We start from the raw sequence: 3,067 nt of genomic DNA on the forward strand, positions 1-3,067 counted from the left end.
AGGCTATTGCGCTCGGCAGCTCCCGCGGCGCTATGTAACCCCTTTTTTCGAGCTATTGCTCGCCATCTCGCTCGGCCTGTTCCCCTCAAAATTCCTACAAACTGCTCTCCAAAGATGCCGACACGACGTAGGGTTTGTCGCAACTTTCTCGCATGGGGCAGCAAAGCTTTACTCGCGCGCCGCTTTCAGGCACAATGGGAAGACACTAACATCATGCTGGAGGTATGAGCTAATGTCGCAATTCAAGGTATCTCAATATACGGATACATATGTTATTTATGAACTAGTCGAGACAAGCACGGACTCCCGTGTTCTCGTCTGTCCGGAGCGAGGCGGCATCGTCATTGGCTGCAAGCTTCTGGGCAAGGAGCTCTTTTATCTGGACAAAAAGACCTTCGAGGATCCAGCCGCTAATATTCGCGGAGGCAATCCTGTACTCTTCCCCATCTGCGGACCCTTAGAGGATTCCGAGTACAATTGGGAAGGCGAGACCTACCGTATGGGGCAGCACGGCGTCGCGCGGAATCGGAGTTGGGATATTGTAGGCACGTCCGAAGCCAACGAAGCTTCCATCACGATCCGCCTTCGTGCAGACGAGGAGACCTTGGCGTCATACCCGTTCCGTTTCGAGCTCATATTCACCTATGCGCTGGTAAATGGAGAATTGCATACTCGCCAGACCTATCGCAACATTGGCGATAATAGTCCTATGCCATTCTATGCCGGCTTCCACCCCTACTTCGCAATAGAAGGCGGCAAGGATATCGCCTACGACACCGACGCCACACGTTATATCGATTATAACGACAATGTCGTGAAACCCTACACGGGCTCCGTGGATCTCGAACCTATGGTAGAATCGTTCTGTTTGCTGGATGCGAAGCGCAGCTCCATCTCGTTCCCTAACGGCAGCGGTACGCGAGTGCGTCTAACCTACGATCCCCTATTCAAATACGTCGTCATTTGGTCGCTTAAGGACCGTCCGTTCGTCTGCGTGGAGCCGTGGATGGCGCAGCCGCTCGAGATGAACCGTCGCGAGGAGCTCGTGCTGCTGCTTGCTGGCGAAGAACTACAAGCCAATATGACGATCAGCTGCGAGAACGTGTCCAGCTAGGAAGAAACAAACCTCCGAAAGAAACAAACCTCTGAATTGCCTGAATAGGCAACCCGGAGGTTTTTTTGCGTGAAGAATTGATGTTCGAAGCCTGCTTGCCAGCAACAGCGGACTTTTTGAAAAAGCCCTATTAGTACCCTTCGCCCTTGCCGCCGGATACGATGGCCACGCTCGCGCTGGCGCCGATACGGGTAGCGCCGGAATTGATCATCGCAAGCGCCGTCTCCAGGTCGCGAACGCCGCCGGATGCCTTGACGCCGAGATCCGGACCGACCGTCTTGCGCATAAGCGCGATGTCTTCCTGCGTCGCTCCGCCTTTGCCGAAGCCTGTGGAGGTCTTCACGAAGTCGGCGCCGGCCTTCACGCACAGCTCGCACGCGACAACCTTCTCTTCGTCCGTCAGCAGCCCCGTCTCCAGAATGACCTTGAGCGGAGCCTTGCCCTTGCACGCGGCAACAACGCCTTCGACGTCGCGCTGCACATCTTCGATGTCACCGGACTTTAACAAGCCGATGTTCAGCACCATGTCGATCTCCGTCGCTCCGTCTTCAATAGCCTGCTTCGCCTCGAACGCCTTCGAAGCCGTGCTTGTCGCGCCGAGCGGGAATCCGACGACGGTCGTCACACCTACGCCGCTCCCTTTCAACAGCTTGGCCGCGAGCGGCACCCAGCCGGCGTTGACGCACACCGTTGCAAATTTGTACTCTCTTGCTTCCGCACAAATTTGCTCGATTTCGCCCTTCGTTGCGTCAGCCTTCAATATCGTATGATCGATCATCGCAGCCACTTGGGCGGATGAAAGGTTTGTTTCATGACTCATGAAATGGTCCTCCAATAGTGGAATGGTTAGTGCACGTACCCATTATACGAAGCTTTCAGGCAAACAACAACTCGCCCCCTCGCCGTACTTCCGCCTTGATTTACTTTGCCCGGTCCGATAGGCTATTATTGGAGTGGTTCGGCGCCTTGCTGAACATACTGAGTACAACCCAAGCAAGGGAGATGTGACACGCATGGACAACGTATTAGCCAAAATAAAGGAAGCATCCGCCTATATCGAAAGCAAACTCTCGGCCAAACCGCAAATCGGTCTAATCCTGGGCTCCGGACTCGGTGTAATGGCCGACGAGGTGGAGAACCCTGTCGTCATTCCGTACGGCGACATTCCTCACTTCCCCGTCTCCACGGTAGAAGGACATTCAGGAGAGCTCGTCATCGGCGATCTGGAGGGCAAGAAGGTACTCGTCATGAAGGGACGGTTCCACTATTACGAGGGCTACTCCATGAAGGAAGTCGTCTTTCCGGTCTACGTCATGAAGGCGCTAGGCATCGGGACGCTGCTTGTCACCAATGCCGCGGGCGGCATGAACCGCAATTTCGCAGCCGGTGATCTCATGCTTATAACCGACCATATCAACAACACGGGCAGCAATCCGCTGATCGGCGGCAACATCGCGGAGCTTGGTCCACGCTTCCCGGATATGTCGCAAGCTTACAACCGGGAGCTGCGCGCCATCGTTTCGGCCCAGGCCGAGGAGCTAGGCGTCAAGCTTCAGCAAGGCGTATACGTCGGCATCTCCGGTCCGACTTACTGCACGCCGGCCGAGCTGACGATGATGGCTCGCTGGGGCGCCGACGCCGTAGGCATGTCCACTGTGCCGGAAGTTACGGCAGCCAATTACTGCGGCGTGAAAACCGTCGGCATCACCTGCATCACCGACATGGCGATCGGCGACGAACTGGAACCGCTGACTCACGAGCAAGTGGTCAAGGTCGCAAACGAGACGCGTCCGAAATTCATCTCGCTGGTGAAGGCATCCGTCCGAGCGTTTACGGTGTAAACTTTAGCTTCAATGGGCATCTGTGCCACGCTCGCTCTTCTTCTGCAGCTCTACACAAAGCCGCCAGGGACATGGACTCCCTGGCGGCTTGTTTTGTCCGGCTCGCTGCTTC

General features: G+C 55.8%; 3 protein-coding genes. 2 read left to right on the plus strand and 1 reads right to left on the minus strand.

The window, feature by feature from the left end; translation table 11 throughout:
- Positions 1-232: 232 nt before the first annotated feature.
- Positions 233-1,114: an aldose epimerase family protein gene (locus tag PAT3040_RS28360; RefSeq protein ID WP_108995328.1), complete on the plus strand. Its 882-nt coding sequence runs from the start codon at positions 233-235 to the stop codon at positions 1,112-1,114.
- Positions 1,115-1,244: 130 nt separating this feature from the next.
- Here PAT3040_RS28360 and deoC read toward each other — a convergent pair whose 3' ends face one another.
- Positions 1,245-1,934, minus strand: coding sequence for a deoxyribose-phosphate aldolase (gene deoC, locus PAT3040_RS28365; protein WP_108995329.1), 690 nt, complete (start codon positions 1,932-1,934; stop codon positions 1,245-1,247).
- 193 nt (positions 1,935-2,127) lie between these two features.
- Here deoC and PAT3040_RS28370 point away from each other — a divergent pair, with 193 nt between their 5' ends.
- Positions 2,128-2,955: a purine-nucleoside phosphorylase gene (locus PAT3040_RS28370; RefSeq protein ID WP_087571933.1), complete on the plus strand. Its 828-nt coding sequence runs from the start codon at positions 2,128-2,130 to the stop codon at positions 2,953-2,955.
- The last annotated feature ends 112 nt before the right edge of the window (positions 2,956-3,067 follow it).

Origin of the sequence: Paenibacillus agaridevorans, assembly GCF_003112455.1 — a bacterium.
GTDB lineage: Bacteria > Bacillota > Bacilli > Paenibacillales > Paenibacillaceae > Pristimantibacillus > Pristimantibacillus agaridevorans.